Origin of the sequence: Pseudomonas sp. UMAB-08 (genome assembly GCF_900095225.1) — a bacterium.
In the GTDB taxonomy this organism is placed as follows: domain Bacteria; phylum Pseudomonadota; class Gammaproteobacteria; order Pseudomonadales; family Pseudomonadaceae; genus Aquipseudomonas.
On sequence record NZ_LT607415.1, the window covers coordinates 303,256 to 319,797 of the forward strand.

Sequence of the window (16,542 nt, forward strand, 5' to 3'; positions counted from 1 at the left end):
CGCTAACGATTATCCCTGCATTTTTTAGGGCGGACTTAACACGTCGCTCGGACCACAAAAAGACGACCTGAATTCAAACACGGAGTAAATCATCATGTATGGAGATCGACTGGAAGTAGTCTGCGGTTGTGTGGTGGGGGGGGCTGGCCCAGCGGGCATGGGGCTGATATTCAATGCCTTGAAAAGCGGAGCCTTGCCTGATTTAACGCGCGATGGATTGATCATCGTCGACGCCAGTCCTCATCCGGGGACCGGCAGACTGGGGGAATACCAGATTACCGCCAACTCTGTGGGCGATGTATTTCTCGATTGCCTGCGTGATCCGGCGTTGCGCGAAGTGTTTGAGCCGTTGGAACACAGCGCGGCGTATTGGCGCATTCGCGATCAGGCTTTCGTCGCGCCACGGCTGTCAGACGTAGGGGAGCTGCTGGCAGAAGCGTCGAAACTGGTGCTGGATTTTATCGTTCAACGTTATGACGTTCAGGTGTGGAGCAGCGCCACGATCACCGATGTGGTTAGCGACGATGATGAGTTTCAGGTCTGGGTCGAACACGAAGGGCGTGCTCAGGCGATTCTGTGTCGTACGCTGGTACTCAACCTCGGTGGCCGTCAAGATCCGCAGCATCTACTTGACGCGCTGGCAGATCAGGGGCTATCGCTGCCTCCGTCGGCCAGTATTCAAAGTGCCGATACATTGCTACGTATGAGCGCCTCAGAGTTGCGCGAACATTTTGCGCCGACCCTTGCCGACGGTGGGCGATTCACCGTAGTCGGTGGTTCTCACAGTGCTTTTTCCGTGTTGGAAAACCTCGCCAGCGCACTGCAAAGCGTCGGTCTGGAAGAGATGACATTGGTGCATCGCTCGCAAATCCGCTTGTTTTATGAAAGTGCCGATCAGGCATTGGCAAACGGCTATGAGTTTGATCCAGTCGATGATATTTGCCCGGTATCGGGCCGGGTCAACCGGTCCGGCGGCTTGCGTTATCGCGCTTTGGACGTCGGTCGGGACATTCTTGAGCGCGGCCGAATAGGTTCGGACGGGGTCCGTGTCCATCTCTTGCAAACCCTGAATGGCCCTGCCCGGCAGTATGAACGTGCGAGCCAGGCGTTGGCTGAATCGAATGTGGTGGTGCAGTGCACGGGTTATCAACCTCGGATACCTGAACTCAAATACGCCGACGGCACGCCGATCACCCTGCGCGAGGTGAAGGGCGGCCTTGATTCCGACCCTTCGGGCTGTCCTCTGGATCTGGCGGGGCGGCGCTTACACGGTTTGTATCTCTTCGGCCTGGGCTCAGGGCTTGGGATTGATCCGCGTCTAGGCAGCGAGCCTTCATTCGACGGGCGAATCTATGGCGTCTGGCAGTTTCATAACGACGCCAGTCGCGCTGTCATCGAGGCTATATCTGCACGATTGAAAGCAGCAGCAGTGGCTGAACGGGTGACCCCCAACCGCAGCCTGAGCGAGCGTTTAGAAAGTGGCTTGCCACTTTTCTGGCCTGGCCTCGCGCCCTTCAAAATATAAGAGGCATTCAGCGTTGAGCTGACGCTCTCGTCCCGAGTGGTCTTTGGCTACTCGGGTTTTTTTTTGCCTGCGATTTAGTGCCTGGGGTCAACTGATGAGGGGGCTTGTCTGTTGTTGAATAGCGTTTTTTATCATCTATTCTTACCTTTCATGCAGACCCTCTCAACGGCTCGGCAGAGGTTGGACAGCCATGCGCATTTTGATCGTTGGAGCCGGTGCGATCGGCGGTTACTTTGGTGGACGACTGTTGGAGGCGAAGCGGGACGTGACGTTTTTGGTCAGGCCTCGTCGCGCCGAAGAACTTGAACGTGACGGGCTGATCGTGCGAAGCCCGCTGGGCAATGTCGATTATCCTGATCCGCCTTATGTCCTCAGCCAGGCGCTGGACACACCCTACGACCTGATTCTCCTGAGTTGCAAGGCCTACGATCTCGATGCAGCGATGGAGTCTTTTGCAGCTGCGGTGGGGGCTGAAACGATGATTCTGCCGCTGCTCAATGGCATGGCGCATCTTGACCGCCTGGCCGCACGCTTCAGCCATATCAATGTATTGGGTGGGCAGTGCCTGATCTCTGTGGACCGCGATGCGTCGGGTACCATCGTGCACCTGAACGACACCAACCAATTAACATTCGGCGAACTGGATGGGCAAGTCACCGCGCGTATTCAATGCGTGACGGATGAATTGGCCGGTGCGGGTTTTGAGGCTAATCTCAGCTCGAGCATCCTCCAGGATATGTGGGAGAAATGGTGTTTTATCGCCACCGGTGCTGGCATTACTTGCTCCATGCGCTCGACGGTCGGTGATGTGCTCGCTGCGGGCGGTGAGTCACTGGTGTTGAGATTGCTGGATGAGTGCGCCGAGATCGCCGCTAGCGCCGGTTACCCGCTGCGCCCGCAGGCGCATGAGCGCTTTGTGAATATGTTGACGACGCCCGGGTCGAAGATGACCTCTTCCATGCTGCGAGACATCGAACGTGGTGCCGCCATCGAAGTCGAGCATATGTTCGGTGATTTGGTCGCACGCCGTGACGCGGCAGGACTGTCGACAGCAGATTTGTCGGTTCTTGAATTCGCCTACACTCACCTTAAAGCCTACGAAGCACGGCGCTTGCGCGAACATTGATCTCCAGCCCATGTCCTCCAGACAATATCGAGCGCCGGCATGCCCCGGCGCCTATCACGAATCGATCTGCTGGCGCCCGTGAGTGGTGATCGGGTTACCCGATTCACCGACTGTGCGGGTTGGCCAGGCAGAAATAACGAACCTTTTCCAGGAGCGAGTCTCATAACCTTACGATCACTGCAGGTTTAACAGAGGTGACAACATGCCGGTCAAACATAATTTGCTCAAGGATTTGAATATCACCAAGGAAGAGATCACGAAGCTCAGAGACGCCGACGACAGGCTCAGCCAACTGCTCGAATCCTACAACTCGATAGACGCTGAAGTGGTTGACGCCGAATCCGGGTCAGCCGGAAACGTTACTGATGAACAGCTCAGGAAACTCAAGGAAAAACGCCTGCATGTGAAGGACAAGATCGTCAAGCGTCTGACGTCTCCGGACTAAGGCTGCGAGCTCGTCGTTCCGGGCACGGCGGCACGGGTACCCCATCTCCCGGTCATCATTGAGTAGGGTCGGGCTTGGTTGACCAACGCAATGCCAGTGCATTCGAGCGCCTGACGATGCGTCGCGGGCTGAAGCGCCATAACCGCTCGGCACCTTCCAAGGTGCTGGGGGTGACTGAGTCGAGAATAAGCTCCACGTCGCCTGTCATTTGCAGCAGGTCGCCTGTGGTGAAATCGACAAACACCAGGCCTGCTTTTGGATTGAGAACAAAGTTACCCAAGGTGTTGAAGAACATATTGCCGGCGAAGTCTGGAATCGTCAGCGTGCCGCCCTCATCCAGTCGCACGAAGCCTGGTTTTCCTCCTCGGTGGGACACATCCACCTGTCGCCCGCTCGAGGGCTCGTCGACGTAAGACGCGACAAAAAAAGAATCTGCGCTGCTGATCAGATCGCGCGTGTCGGTATCCAGTTGCTCCATCCATTGAGCCGTTGCCGGACGTGAGTCACTGCGGATGCCGAGTTGCCGCTGTTGAATATAGCGCGGGCAATTCCCGTAACTCTGCTCGACGGAAATGTCGAAGCTGTGATCGTCGCTGCGTTTGAGGGTGCCATTAAGCCGGTTGCGTCGACGGGTCAGCAAATCAATCCCTAACAAACCGACGGCCTGGCCATCCTCCATGCCCCTGTCTGCCGGGTCACTGGCATCACGTGGTAATTGCAGGTGCAGCCGGTACGGATCGATCGCCTGCATAAAGCCTGGCTCATCGTCGCGAAGGGTGGCCCACACATCCCCTTCGGGATCGACCGTACCGAGCACGACGAAGGGTAACTGCGGGTAGAACGCGCGGTGCTGCTCAATGATCTGATCACGGATGATCCTGCTGCCCAGTTCGCCCATTCGCTCGGCCACGCCGACGTTGTGCTGCAAGGCGCGTTCACCTGCGTGCCAGGGTGAACGAGGGCGTTGGGGTTGTTCGGTACTCATGGTAGATCACCTCCCACACCGTGGATGGGCGCTGCTGAGAGCGCCCATGCGCCGGTCATCAAGCCAAACCTTTAAACCCTGGGGTCAGGCAATTGCGGCCAGACCTGCGGGTGTTTTCTGAAAGGGAACAAAGCCTGGTAACGCTTCGATCCGAACCAGCCACCGGTTTATCCGAGGATAGCCTGCGAGGTCGACATTGCCTTCAGGGGCTTGAGCGACGTAGCTGTACAGCGCGACATCAGCCAGCGTGGGGTGGGGGCCTGCGACGATCCAATCATGGTCGGCTAAGGTCGACTCGATCAGTTTCAAGATGGCATGAGCGCGTTGGATTGTATCCTCGGCATTGAACGGGGCGCCGAATACGGTAATTAAACGCGCGGCTGCTGGACCGTAGGCGATTTCCCCTGCAGCGACAGAAAGCCAGCGTTGAACGCGTGCCGCTTCAGCGGCGGACTCGGGCAGCCAATCGGTTGTGCCGAATTTTTTAGCCAGGTAAACCAGGATCGAATTTGCGTCGCTGAAAAAGACGCCGTCGTCGTCGAGCACCGGAACCTGACCGAACGGGTTGAGCTTGAGAAACGCTTCGGACTTATGGGCAGCGTTGGCAAGGTCGACGTCGATCAGCGAGTGCTCTATACCCAGCAACGACAGAAACAGACGAACGCGATGGGAATGGCCGGAGAGTGGGTGGGAATAGAGCTTCATGGCAATCACCTTTAACGGGCTGTATGGAATGGATCGTTGTGTTGTGGTGATGATGCTAGTGCTCGCAGGTGCTTGAATAAATGCTGTAAAGGGAAGATGTTTACTCCGTAATTCGGAGTAATAAGCGAGGCGGGTGATGGACACGGTTCAAGCGATGCGCGTGGTGTTGGCGATAATCGAGCATGGCAGCCTCACGGCTGCCTCGGAAAAGCTCGATGTCTCGCTGCCGACGGTGGTCCGGGTATTGGCCTCCACGGAGCAGCACTTGGGTGTGCGCCTGTTCGAGCGCACCACCCGACACGTGCGGATCACGGAGGAGGGCAAGCTGTACGCCGACGTCTGTCGCACGGTGATTCGGGAAATCGGCGATATCGAGGATGTGTTTCGCGACAAGGAGAGTGAACCCAGCGGTCCCTTGTCGATTACGGCCCCGGTGCTGTTCGGTCGTCATCACGTGGCCCCGGTACTCAACGGGTTCATGGCTCGCTACCCCAAGGTGACAGTGAACTTGAGCCTGATCGACCGGGTGACTGACTTGCTGGAAGAAGGGATCGACGTTGCGGTGCGGATCGGCCACGTTACCGCCCCGGATCTGGTGGTGTCTCGCGTGGGGCAAGTGCGCCGTTATCTGTGTGCCAGCCCTGCATTACTGGCTGAGCTTCGGACCATCAAGACGCCGGATGACCTCAACGGTGCGCCCTTCATTTGCCTTGCCGGAGTGCTCGGGGGGACCCAGTTGATGCTGCAAGAGAACGGCAAGCCATTGTCGGTGAAAATAACCAATGTCCGCATGACCACTAATAACGGAGACACGGCTATCTCTGCCTGTCTCAGTGGGTTGGGGATCGGTTTTTTTCTGTCCTACCAGGTCCAGGACCTGATAGATGCCGGGCAACTGGAAAGAGTGCTGATTAATTACCAGCCCGAACCATTACCGGTTTCGCTCGTTTATTTGCCATCGCGGCGGGTGTCGATTCGTTCGCGAGCGTTCATCGCCTGGGCGAAGGTGAAACTCGGCGAGCGGCTGATTCGTTTTGCAACCCCGGAGCGCTCGCCTTGACAGCTGATCGCCAGCCGCACGGAAAAAGCCGGACGTGCTTGTTTTCACAGACACACGTATCCGAGAGTGATCATTAATCGCGGGGGGAGAAAAGTAAAAAAACGGCGTCATCACGACGCCGGACAGCGGCTCTGCCCAAAGAGGGCAGAGTGCTCAGGAGCGGGGATGCACTTTCGAATTCATTGGGGGTCTTGGTGGGGTGCGATCTCGGCCTGGATACGTTTGTAAATTTCTTCACGATGCACAGAAACATTTTTTGGAGCATTGATACCTAGCCGGACCTGAAGGCCCTGAACGCCAAGAATCGTAACGGTGATGTCGTCACCAATGTTTATGCTTTCGCCTACTTTTCGGGTGAGTATCAACATGATCTTTTCCTTGATGGCCTCTTGAAGCGCCTCTGCCAAGAGGCTGGCGTGTGCCTTGGGTGTGATTGTTGCCGAGTACATCCGAATGCGTCCATCCCTAAGACGTCATAAGTGCAAATTTAATTCCCTTGAAACGCACATCTGGCATCGAGTCGCCCCGCAAGTAGACGAATAGTGCACCTGCTTGGTGCTTGCGCGTCTGATCATTATCCCTCAAACGCCAACGATTGCTGACTATTGTGGTGAAAAGAGTGGCAAAGAGCGCAAAAAGCCAGCGGCGCTTAAAGGTCTTTATAGTGTGGCGCTATTGTTGCCCAAGGCCGTTTTAGAGGCCGTCAAGAATTCAAGGCAGGCCATTGCCAGTCACGTGGCTCGCTCAGCCCGTACATGAGAGAGGTTGCCCGTTTCAATGCAGGTCTATCGCGAATCCGTTCGCGATAGATGGGGCAGTCAAACCACCAGTGACAACAATAGAATGAAGATCAATCCGACCACCGACAGAATGGTTTCCATCGCGGTCCAGGTTTTGAAGGTTTCGGCGACGGTCATGTTGAAGTACTGCTTCACCAGCCAGAAGCCCGCATCGTTCACGTGCGACAGGATCAGCGAACCTGCACCCGTTGCGAGCACCAGCAGTTCGCGGTTCACCCCAGGGATCATGGCCACTACTGGCGCGACGATACCTGCGCCGGTGATGGTTGCGACTGTTGCGGAGCCCGTCGCAATGCGGATTACCGCAGCGACCAGCCACGCCAGCAGGATCGGCGAAATTTCCGCACGGACCGCCATGTGGCCAATTACATCACCCACGCCGCTGGCGACCAGCATTTGTTTAAAACCACCGCCCGCGCCGACGATCATGACGATGGCCGCGACAGGCGCCAGGCTCTGATCAAGCAGCTTCATAATCTGCTGGCGGGAGAAACCGCGCGCGGCACCAAACGTGTAGAACGCCAGCAACAAGGCGGCGAGGAGGGCGGTGATCGGGTGACCGATCAGGTCCATCCAGACCCGGATAATGCTGGTGTCCGGCAGCACGATGTCGGCCAGGGTTTTGAGCAGCATCAGAAACACCGGCAGCAGGATCGTGACCAGCGTGATGCCGAAGCCCGGCAGATTTTCGGTTGTCGACTCCTGTGCGATCTGGTCCATCAATTCTTTTGACGGAGTGCCAGGAATGTAGCGTGAAATCCACTTGCCGTAGATCGGCCCGGCGATCATCGCGGTGGGCAGTGCGACGATCAGACCGTAGAAAATGGTTTTACCAATGTCGGCATTAAAGACGCCAATCGCCAGCAGCGGACCCGGATGCGGCGGGACCAGCCCGTGCACCGCGGACAGCCCTGCCAGCAGAGGAATACCGATTTTGACAATCGATAATCCGGTCCGTCGAGCCACGATGAATACCAGCGGGATCAACAGGACGAAGCCGATTTCGAAGAACAGCGGGATGCCCACCAGGAACGCTGAAAACATCATCGCCCAGTGCACACGGTCCTTGCCGAACAGCCGGACCAGGGTGCGCGCGATCTGGTCGGCGCCGCCTGAGTCAGCCATCAATTTGCCGAGCATGGTGCCCAGCGCCAAGAGGATGCCGACGAAGCCGAGAACGCCGCCGAAGCCGTCCTGGAACGACTTCATAACCTTGTCCACCGGCATACCTGAGGTCAGGCCCAAAAAGCCCGAGGCGATGGTCAGCGCGACGAAAGGGTGAACTTTAAAGCGGGTGATCAGCAGCACAAGGCCGATGATGGTCACCAGTGCATCGACGAGCAGGTACGTCTCTTGGGTCATGCCGAACATAGGTGCGTCTCCAGTTGTCTTTGTTTTTTGGAGCTACTGATGAGTGTGGCGTTCAATTCCGTTTGCAGGGTGCAAGACAGCGCTATCTTTTGCGTTCACGCCTTTATTTTCGTGGCCACGAAGCTTTCCACCAGGCGGCGGCTCGTTCTCCCAGCGTATCGACGGGGAGGGTCGCATCCACCACCAGCGTCAACGGTTCGCCATAAGGGGGTTCGAGCGTCGCGAACTGGCTGTCCACCAAGCTCGCCGGCATGAAATGCCCCGGGCGGTGTTCACAGCGCTCGATTGCCAGTTCCTTGCTCAGTTCGAGAAATATAAAACCCAGCCCCGGCACCGCCTCGCGAAGCTTTTCGCGATAGCTGAGTTTGAGCGCAGAACAGGTGACAATCGGACGCTCACCGTTACGCAATGCGGTGGCCATTTCTTCGCCCAGGCGGACGAGCCAACCGGCACGGTCTTCATCATTGAGGGGGATGCCAGCGCTCATCTTTTCGATGTTGGCGGCAGAGTGGAAGGCGTCACCTTCGATGAGTCGACCGTCGCTGCGCAGGGCGATGGCGGCGCCGATGACGCTTTTGCCGCATCCGGCGACACCCATTACGACGAGGGCGGAAATAGCAGTATTCATAATTACCTCAGCGAGAGACAGCGCTGTCTTTGTCGGCTTGAACAAAAGGCCGGCCAGGCTGTTTCCAGTTCTTGTCATTGTTATGGGCTAATCGGTCAATCATCGAACCATGCATACGTTGCTCGTGACCGTTAAGTACGAATAAAGCGTTGCGAGGTTCCGTGAGACAGCGCTACCTTAGAGCGCATTCGCCATCTTTGGCAACCCCTCTGAGTTATTGGCAGCACATGACACGCATTGGTTCCCGCTCCACGGGTCGTCCGACCCTAAATGAAGTTGCGCGGCTTGCCGCTGTTTCACCGATTACCGCTTCCAGGGCGCTACGCGGTATCGCCACAGTCGCGCCAGAGCTGGTAGAAAAAGTCCGGGCTGCCGCACAGAGCCTGGGGTATGTCGCTAACCCGGCCGCTCGCGCATTGGCCTCATCGCAAAGCCAGACGGTGGTGGTGCTGGTGCCGTCGCTGACCAACCAGTTGTTTATTGAAACCCTGGAAGCGATTCAAGGCGTATTGCGCACGCGTGGCCTGGAAGTGGTGATCGGCAACTATCACTACTCGCCCGTCGAGGAAGAGAACTTATTGCGCACCTACCTGGCCAATCGGCCGCGGGGGCTGTTGTTGACCGGTTTCGATCACACGCCTGCCGTGCGCCAGTTACTGGCCGCCAGCGGCGTACCCTGCGTGCACATGATGGAGCTTGATCCGGCGCGGGGTGCTTATTGCGTGGGGTTCTCTCAGGAGCAAGCCGGTGCTGAAGCGGCCAGGCATCTGCTGGGGCGCGGTCGTCGGCGCCTGGCCTACATTGCGGCGCAACTCGATCCCCGGGTGTTGCAGCGCGGCGAAGGTTTTCGGCGTGTCCTGCGCGAGGCTGGACTCCATGAGCCGGCACTCGAAGTGATGTCGCCGCTGCCTTCGTCCATTGGTCTGGGCGGTGAGTTGTTTGCGCAATTGATGGAGACCCATCCGGACGTTGATGCGGTTTTTTTCTGCAACGATGACTTGGCCCAAGGGGCGACCCTGGAAGCCCTGAGGCGGGGTATTGCCATTCCCGAACGCGTGGCGCTGATCGGTTTCAACGACCTGCCCGGTTCTGCGCACATGGTCCCGCGCCTGACGTCGATCCGCACGCCACGCGAAGCCGTCGGTCAACGGGCCGCGCAGCTGTTGCTCGGGTTGATGGAAGGGGTTGCGCAGGTGCCGCAGGTGGACCTGGGGTTTGAATTGGTGATGCGGGAAAGTACGTGACGCCAAAGCCCCACTGAAAAATATCGGCTGTTTTCAATCATGGGGGGAGCGAACTCATTCGCTCCCCACATGGTTTGCCCTAGCCCTGCTGTTTTTTAAACGCCAACCGGAACTCATGCAGCAACGGTTCGGTATAGCCGCTCGGTTGTGCACACCCTTTGAACACCAGTGCGCAAGCCGCCTGGAAGGCGATGGAGGCGTCGAAGTCGGCGGCCATCGGCCGATACAGCGGGTCCCCGGCGTTTTGCTGATCGACGACCGCCGCCATACGCTGCAGGGTTTCCAGCGTTTGCGCTTTATCGATCACGCCGTGGCGTAACCAGTTGGCGATGTGTTGACTGGAAATCCGCAGCGTTGCTCGATCTTCCATCAGGCCGACGTTATGAATGTCCGGCACCTTGGAGCAGCCCACGCCTTGTTCGACCCAACGCACCACATAGCCCAGCAGGCCTTGAGCGTTGTTTTCAACTTCCTCGCGAACCTGCCCGGCAGTCCACTTGGCGTCGGCCGAGACAGGAATCGTCAGCAGGTCGTCAAGGATTTGCTCGCTGGCACTGGCCAGGTCGACCTGTTCCAGCTCCTCCTGAATCGCCCGTACATCGACCTTGTGATAATGCAGCGCGTGCAAAGTGGCCGCAGTCGGTGAGGGCACCCATGCGGTGTTTGCACCGGCCTTGGGATGACCGATTTTCTGCTCGAGCATGTCGGCCATCAAGTCTGGCATCGCCCACATGCCCTTGCCGATCTGAGCTCGACCACGCAGACCGCACGCCAGGCCCACCAGCACGTTGCTGCGTTCGTAGGCTTTGATCCACGGCGTGTTTTTCATTTCGCCTTTGCGCAGCATCGCGCCAGCTTCCATCGAGCTGTGCATCTCGTCGCCTGTGCGGTCGAGGAAGCCCGTGTTGATGAAGGCAACCCGCGCCGACGCCGCACCAATGCAGGCCTTGAGGTTGACGCTGGTGCGTCGCTCTTCATCCATGATCCCCATTTTCAGGGTGTTGCGCGGCAGCTTGAGGAGGTCTTCGATGCGGCTGAACAACTGCTCGGCAAACGCGACCTCGGCCGGACCGTGCATTTTCGGTTTGACGATGTACACGCTGCCGGTGCGCGAATTGCCACGCCGGGCCAGGTCATGCACAGCAATCAGGCTGGTGATCACGCCATCGAGAATACCTTCCGGGATCTGGTGGCCTTCGCCGTCGACAATCGCCGGGTTGGTCATCAAGTGGCCGACATTGCGTATGAACAACAACGAGCGACCGTGCAGGGTGAGCGTGCTGCCGTCGGCAGCGGTGTATTCGCGGTCGGCGTTGAGGCGACGGGTGATGGTTTTGCCGCCTTTCTCGAGGTCCTCGGTCAGGTCGCCCTTCATCAGGCCTAGCCAGTTGCGGTAGACCGACACCTTGTCATCGGCGTCCACGGCGGCGACCGAATCCTCGCAGTCGATGATGGTCGACACGGCTGCTTCCATCAGCAAGTCTTTCACCCCGGCGGCGTCGGTGCGGCCGATGGTGCTGTTGGCGTCGATCTGGATTTCGACATGCAGGCCATTGTTCTTCAGGAGGATGGCGGTCGGTTGCAGTGCCTGGCCCTGGTAGCCAACGTATTTTTCTTGCTGCTTGAGTCGAGTCTGGATGCCGTCGGTCAAGGTGATCAGCAATTGGTCGCCGTCTATGCGGTAGCTTTTTGCATCGACATGCGAGCCATTGGCCAGCGGTGCTGCTTCGTCGAGAAAGGCACGGGCGAAGGCCACGACTTTGGCACCGCGCACAGGGTTGTAGCCCGCGCCTTTTTCCGCACCTTCGGTTTCAGCGATGGCATCGGTGCCATACAGCGCGTCATACAGCGAGCCCCAGCGGGCGTTCGCGGCGTTCAGGGCGTAGCGGGCATTCACCGCAGGCACCACCAATTGCGGGCCGGCTTGGCTGCTGATCTCGATGTCGACGTTGGCGGTGCTGGCTTGCACGTTGGCCGGCTGCGGTTGCAGGTAGCCGATTGACTGGAGGAACGCGCGATAAGCCTGCATGTTGCTCACCGGGCCGGGATGAGCGCGGTGCCAGGTGTCCAGCTCAGTCTGCAACCGATCACGTTCGGCAAGCAGGGCACGGTTCAGGGGTGCAAGTTCGTGTACCAGGGCATCGAAGCCGGTCCAGAACGCATCACGGTCCAGACCCGTGCCCGGCAGCACGTCCTCATCGACAAAACGTTGCAGGTTGGCAGCTACTTTCAGGCGCTGGCAGTTAACGAAATCAGTCATCTCGGGGTCTCCAATCGTGGGAGCGAAGGTATTCGCAAAGGCGGTCTATTTGGCTTACTTGCCGTTCAGACTCTCAGCGCCGGCTTTTGCAATCTGTGCATCCTGATCAGCCTTGACCCCGGACACACCCACGGCGCCAATCACCTGACCATCGACAATCACCGGCACGCCGCCTTCGAGGGAGGTCAGCAGAGGGGCGGACAGGAAGGCACTGCGCCCGCCATTGACCATGTCTTCATACCCCTTGGATTCGCGACGGCCCAGCGCTGAGGTGCGGGCTTTTTCGGTGGCGATGTAGGCGCCAATCGGTGCGCAGCCGTCCAGACGCTCCAGGGCCAATGGATGGCCGCCGTCATCGACCACCGCGATGGACACTGCCCAGTTGTTTTTCTGCGCTTCAGCGCGAGCGGCGGCGAGGATCTGGCTGACTTCGGTCTGGCTCAAAATGGCTTTGGTTTTCATGTGGCTCTCCAATAGGGCAGCAATAGGGGCTGTAATAAAAAATTATGCAGTCGATTAGTGCAGCGCTTCTTCGACCAGTTCGATCCAGTGCCTGACCGGGGTCCGGCCAGCGCTGTCCAAATGGGTCTGGCAGCCGATGTTGGCGGTGACAATCACCTGTGGCTTGCCGCTCTCCAGCGCATTCATCTTGTTGTCGCGCAGTTGTCGCGACAGCTCGGGTTGGGTCAGTGAATAGGTGCCTGCCGAGCCGCAGCATAGATGGCCGTCGGGTACTGCGGTGAGGTTGAAGCCTAGCCGGGTGAGCACGCTTTCGACTGCGCCACCGAGCTTTTGTGCGTGCTGCAAAGTGCAAGGGCAATGGAACGCCAGACGCAGGTCACTTTCGACCCCGAGCTTTTCCAGGGGCTCATCGCGTAGCACTTCCACCAGGTCACGGGTCAAGGCGCTGACCCGTTGCGCCTTGGCAGCGTAGGCCGGATCGTCTTTGAGCAGGTGCCCATAATCCTTGACGAACGCGCCACAGCCGCTGGCGGTCTGGACGATGGCTTCGGCGCCGCTTTCAATGCTTGGCCACCAGGCGTCGATATTGCGACGGGCGCGGTTCAGGCCTGCCTCCTGTGCATTCAAATGGTAATCCACTGCGCCGCAGCAACCGGCCTGGCTGATCGGAGTAACACTGATCCCCAAGCGATCCAGTACGCGCGCTGTGGCGGCGTTGGTATTGGGTGACAGTCCAGGCTGTACGCACCCTTCGAGCATCAATACACGCCGCGCATGCTGTTGGGTCGGTCGCGCCTTGGCCGGGTGCACCACGCGAGGCAACTTGATGGCGAGTGATTCAGGCAGCAGGGGACGAAAGGCCTGGCCGAGTTGAACCAGCGTCTTGAACAGCGTCGGATTTGGCACCACCGCACGCAAACCCTGACGTAACAGGCGCTCGCCCAGTGGACGAGGAACGGCGTCATCCACCACGGCACGGCCGATGTCCAGCAGGTTGTGGTAATCGACGCCGGAGGGGCAGGTGGTCTCGCAGTTGCGGCAGGACAGGCAGCGGTCCAGGTGCAGCTGGGTTTTTTCGGTAACGTGGTGGCCTTCAAGCACTTGCTTGATCAGATAAATGCGCCCGCGTGGGCCGTCCAGTTCATCACCCAGCAACTGATAGGTCGGGCAGGTGGCGTTGCAGAATCCGCAATGCACACAGGTGCGCAGGATGCTTTCGGCCTCTTCGGCACGCGGCAGGCGTTTGGCATGTTCACTCAACGTGGTCTGCATGGCTTAGATCTCTGCGTACATTCGGCCCGGGTTGAAAATCCCCTTCGGGTCGAGTTGTGCCTTTAGTTGGCGGTGATAGCGCAGCAATGGGCTGCCCAGCGGCTGGAACGGGCTGTCGCTGACGCCATGGCTGTAGCAGGTCGCGTGGCCGCCGACTTCGCTGACAATGGCGCGAATGGCTTCAGCCTCCGCATCGGATTTCAGCCAGCGCTGGGCGCCGCCCCAATCGATCAACTGCTCGCCGGGCAAGGCGAGGGTGCCGGTGTTGTTGGGTAGCGACAGACGCCACAGCGGCTGACCCTCGTCGAAAAAACCAAGGCGCTGTTCATTCAGTTCGCGCCAGTAAGTCGGGTCGAGCAGCTCACCTCCGAGGCGATCATGGGCGGCAGATACTGAACCTTCACCGCCTTCCAGGCGCAGACGCAGCACGTGGCCATCATGGCTGGCGCCGCTGATCGGCAACGGCTGCTGGCCCCATTCGGCGAGTTTTTGCAGCGCAAGCTCAGTGTTCATTTCCAGAGCAATGCTGATGCATTGGCGCGGCTTAGGCAGAACTTTGAGCGACACTTCGGTGAGTAGGCCGAGGCAGCCATAGCTGCCAACCAACAACCGGGACAGGTCGTAACCGGCCACGTTTTTCATCACTTCGCCACCGAAGCGCAGGTGCTTGCCGAGGCCGGTGATGACCCGTGTGCCCAGAACAAAATCACGCACCGAGCCTGACCAGGGCCGACGAGGCCCGGATACTCCGGCAGCGACCATGCCGCCGACTGTGGCTTCGTCGGCGTCACCGAACGACGGCGGCTCGCACGCCAGCATTTGCCCAGCCGCTTCGAGCGCTGCACACAGTTCGCTTAATGGCGTACCGGCGCGGGCGGTGATCACCAGCTCAGTCGGGTCATAGGTGACGATGCCACGATGGGCGCGGGTGTCGATGATTTCGCCAGCGACCTCGCGTCCCAGGAACGCCTTGCTGTTGCCCCCCTGAATACGCAGGGGTGTGGCGTTTTGCAGTGCCTGATTGACCTGTTCCAGCAACGCGGCGCTGGCGTCGACATTCTGTTGGGCAGGCATCAGAAACGCTCCAGTTCAGGGAAGGGCAATTGCCCTAAATGCACGTGCATGGCACCGAATTCGGCGCAGCGATGCAGGGTCGGAATATTCTTGCCAGGGTTGAGCAAGCCGCTTGGGTCAAACGCCGCTTTCACCGCATGAAACAAGGTCAGTTCGTCGCTGTTGAACTGGGCACACATCTGATTGATTTTCTCGCGGCCGACCCCGTGTTCGCCGGTGATGCTGCCACCGACCTTGACGCACAGTTCGAGGATTTTGCCCCCCAGGGCTTCAGCGCGGTCCAGTTCGCCGGGCTGGTTGGCGTCGAATAGAATCAGCGGGTGCATGTTGCCGTCACCCGCGTGGAAGACGTTGGCTACACGCAGTCCGTATTCCTCGGCCAGCGCCGTGATGCCCTTGAGCACCCCCGGCAATGCTCGGCGCGGGATGGTGCCGTCCATGCAGTAATAATCCGGCGACAGGCGCCCGACCGCCGGGAAGGCGTTCTTGCGCCCGGCCCAGAACCTGACACGTTCGGCTTCATCGCGGGCCAGACGCACTTCGGTTGCACCTGCTCTTTCCAGCACGGCACGAACCCGGTCGCAATCGTCGTGGACATCGGCTTCGACGCCGTCCAGTTCGCACAGCAGAATGGCTTCGGCGTCCACCGGGTAGCCTGCGTGAATAAAGTCTTCGGCGGCGCGAATTGCCAGGTTGTCCATCATCTCCAGCCCGCCGGGGATGATGCCCTCGGCAATGATGTCACCCACTGCGCGCCCGGCTTTTTCCACCGAGTCGAAGGCGGCCAGCAACACTTTGGCGACCTGCGGCTTGGGCAGCAATTTGACCGTGACTTCAGTGATGATGCCGAGCATGCCTTCGGAACCGGTGAACAGCGCCAGCAGGTCGAAGCCAGGTGAGTCCAGGGCGTCGGAGCCGAGGGTCATGCGTTCGCCTTCGACCGTGAGAATGTCCACCTTGAGCAGGTTGTGCACGGTCAGGCCGTACTTCAGGCAATGCACGCCACCGGCGTTCTCGGCGACATTGCCGCCGATGGAGCAGGCGATCTGCGAGGACGGGTCCGGTGCGTAATAGAGGTCATAGGGTGCGGCGGCCTGGGAGATCGCCAGATTGCGCACGCCGGGTTGCACACGGGCCACGCGCGCGGCCGGGTCGATCTGCAGAATCTGGTTAAAGCGGGCCATGACCAGCAGCACGCCTTTTTCCAGCGGCAGGGCGCCACCCGACAAACCAGTACCCGCGCCACGGGCGACCACGGGAACCTTGCGCTCGTGGCACAGCTTGAGCAGGGTTTCTACCTGTTCGATGCGCTGGGGCAATACCACCAGCATTGGCGTGGTGCGATAGGCGGAAAGACCATCGCACTCATAAGGCTTGAGCTCTTCTTCGCGATGGAGGATGTCCAGATCGGGCAAGTGCTCGCGCAGGGCCAGGAACAGTTGGGCTTTATCAACGAGAGGCAATACACCGTCGACACGTTCGTCGTACAGAATGTTCATGGTGGGCTGACAACCCTGAGTTGTTGTTATTGAAGACCGATTTACGGCCTTGACTGTCTTGCATGATTGGCCGCTGAGGCTTTACT

Annotated in this window: 15 protein-coding genes; 5 read left to right on the plus strand and 10 right to left on the minus strand. The window is 59.0% G+C overall.

What is annotated here, in order from left to right:
- Positions 1–94 precede the first annotated feature (94 nt).
- The 3 genes from K0F75_RS04495 (at position 95) to K0F75_RS04505 (ending at position 3,096) form a co-directional block, all read left to right on the plus strand.
- Positions 95–1,525, plus strand: a complete 1,431-nt coding sequence (locus K0F75_RS04495; RefSeq protein WP_219060647.1) for a pyridine nucleotide-disulfide oxidoreductase — start codon at positions 95–97, stop codon at positions 1,523–1,525.
- Between the two features lie 190 nt (positions 1,526–1,715).
- Positions 1,716–2,651: a ketopantoate reductase family protein gene (locus K0F75_RS04500; RefSeq protein WP_219060648.1), complete on the plus strand. Its 936-nt coding sequence runs from the start codon at positions 1,716–1,718 to the stop codon at positions 2,649–2,651.
- 202 nt (positions 2,652–2,853) lie between these two features.
- A complete protein-coding gene (locus tag K0F75_RS04505; protein WP_219060649.1) occupies positions 2,854–3,096 on the plus strand; it encodes a YdcH family protein in 243 nt (80 codons plus the stop codon).
- Between the two features lie 55 nt (positions 3,097–3,151).
- Here K0F75_RS04505 and K0F75_RS04510 read toward each other — a convergent pair whose 3' ends face one another.
- Together K0F75_RS04510 and K0F75_RS04515 are read right to left on the minus strand one after the other, a co-directional pair.
- On the minus strand, positions 3,152–4,081 hold the full coding sequence (locus tag K0F75_RS04510; RefSeq protein WP_219060650.1) for a pyridoxamine 5'-phosphate oxidase family protein: 930 nt from the start codon (positions 4,079–4,081) through the stop codon (positions 3,152–3,154).
- Positions 4,082–4,165: 84 nt separating this feature from the next.
- Positions 4,166–4,786 carry a glutathione S-transferase family protein gene (locus K0F75_RS04515; protein WP_219060850.1) on the minus strand — a complete coding sequence of 207 codons (621 nt, stop codon included), beginning with the start codon at positions 4,784–4,786 and terminating at the stop codon, positions 4,166–4,168.
- Between the two features lie 136 nt (positions 4,787–4,922).
- Here K0F75_RS04515 and K0F75_RS04520 point away from each other — a divergent pair, with 136 nt between their 5' ends.
- On the plus strand, positions 4,923–5,846 hold the full coding sequence (locus tag K0F75_RS04520) for a LysR family transcriptional regulator (RefSeq protein ID WP_219060651.1): 924 nt from the start codon (positions 4,923–4,925) through the stop codon (positions 5,844–5,846).
- A gap of 179 nt (positions 5,847–6,025) precedes the next feature.
- Here the strand turns inward: K0F75_RS04520 and csrA are convergent, their stop codons facing one another.
- The 3 genes from csrA to K0F75_RS04535 all read right to left on the minus strand — a co-directional run bounded on the left by csrA (position 6,026) and on the right by K0F75_RS04535 (position 8,615).
- The gene (gene csrA, locus K0F75_RS04525; RefSeq protein ID WP_219060851.1) at positions 6,026–6,214 is read right to left on the minus strand and encodes a carbon storage regulator CsrA; all 189 of its coding nucleotides are present in this window, start codon (positions 6,212–6,214) and stop codon (positions 6,026–6,028) included.
- Positions 6,215–6,664: 450 nt separating this feature from the next.
- Complete coding sequence (locus K0F75_RS04530) at positions 6,665–8,017, minus strand: GntP family permease (RefSeq protein ID WP_219060652.1); 1,353 nt, start codon at positions 8,015–8,017, stop codon at positions 6,665–6,667.
- 103 nt (positions 8,018–8,120) lie between these two features.
- Positions 8,121–8,615, minus strand: a complete 495-nt coding sequence (locus K0F75_RS04535) for a gluconokinase (protein ID WP_219060852.1) — start codon at positions 8,613–8,615, stop codon at positions 8,121–8,123.
- A 257-nt stretch (positions 8,616–8,872) separates the two neighbouring features.
- Here K0F75_RS04535 and K0F75_RS04540 point away from each other — a divergent pair, with 257 nt between their 5' ends.
- Positions 8,873–9,889, plus strand: coding sequence for a LacI family DNA-binding transcriptional regulator (locus K0F75_RS04540; protein ID WP_219060653.1), 1,017 nt, complete (start codon positions 8,873–8,875; stop codon positions 9,887–9,889).
- 79 nt (positions 9,890–9,968) lie between these two features.
- On the opposite strand, the gene K0F75_RS04545 is transcribed toward K0F75_RS04540, so the two are convergent.
- From K0F75_RS04545 to glcD, 5 genes are read right to left on the minus strand one after another with little or no spacing between them, the layout of a single operon-like run.
- Positions 9,969–12,149, minus strand: a complete 2,181-nt coding sequence (locus tag K0F75_RS04545; protein WP_219060654.1) for a malate synthase G — start codon at positions 12,147–12,149, stop codon at positions 9,969–9,971.
- Positions 12,150–12,203: 54 nt separating this feature from the next.
- A complete protein-coding gene (locus K0F75_RS04550) occupies positions 12,204–12,611 on the minus strand; it encodes a heme-binding protein (RefSeq protein ID WP_219060655.1) in 408 nt (135 codons plus the stop codon).
- Positions 12,612–12,665: 54 nt separating this feature from the next.
- Positions 12,666–13,883, minus strand: a complete 1,218-nt coding sequence (gene glcF / locus K0F75_RS04555; RefSeq protein WP_219060656.1) for a glycolate oxidase subunit GlcF — start codon at positions 13,881–13,883, stop codon at positions 12,666–12,668.
- Between the two features lie 3 nt (positions 13,884–13,886).
- The gene (gene glcE, locus K0F75_RS04560; RefSeq protein WP_219060657.1) at positions 13,887–14,957 is read right to left on the minus strand and encodes a glycolate oxidase subunit GlcE; all 1,071 of its coding nucleotides are present in this window, start codon (positions 14,955–14,957) and stop codon (positions 13,887–13,889) included.
- Positions 14,957–16,456 (minus strand): glycolate oxidase subunit GlcD, encoded by a 1,500-nt coding sequence (gene glcD, locus K0F75_RS04565; RefSeq protein ID WP_219060658.1) that lies wholly within the window; start codon positions 16,454–16,456, stop codon positions 14,957–14,959. The genes glcE and glcD overlap by 1 nt, the downstream gene beginning before the upstream one ends.
- Between the last annotated feature and the right edge of the window lie 86 nt (positions 16,457–16,542).